The 518-nt window shown below is 54.1% G+C and carries 1 protein-coding gene; it reads left to right on the forward strand.

All coding sequences use genetic code 11. From position 1 onward, the window contains the following. A partial coding sequence (locus AC07Y9_RS32175; protein ID WP_494990238.1) for an EF-Tu C-terminal domain-related protein occupies window positions 1-518 on the forward strand: 518 nt, incomplete at both ends.

Genomic DNA, 518 nt, shown 5'->3' on the forward strand with positions numbered 1-518 from the left:
GACAACGAAATGGGCACTACCGCTGTTAAGAAGCTGGTAGAAACTCTGGATACCTACATCCCAGAGCCAGAGCGTGCTATCGACAAGCCGTTCCTGATGCCAATCGAAGACGTGTTCTCGATCTCTGGCCGCGGTACCGTTGTAACTGGTCGTGTTGAGCGTGGTATCGTTCGCATCCAGGAAGAAGTTGAGATCGTTGGTCTGCGCGACACTCAGAAAACCACCTGCACCGGTGTTGAGATGTTCCGCAAGCTGCTGGACGAAGGTCGTGCTGGTGAGAACTGCGGCGTTCTGCTGCGTGGCACCAAGCGTGACGACGTTGAGCGTGGCCAGGTTCTGGTTAAGCCAGGTACCGTTAAGCCGCACACCAAGTTCACTGCTGAAGTGTACGTTCTGAGCAAAGAAGAAGGCGGTCGTCATACTCCGTTCTTCAAAGGCTACCGTCCACAGTTCTACTTCCGTACTACTGACGTGACTGGTAACTGCGAGCTGCCAGAAGGCGTTGAAATGGTAATGCC

It is taken from the genome of Pseudomonas sp. GW456-L12 (genome assembly GCF_059424045.1).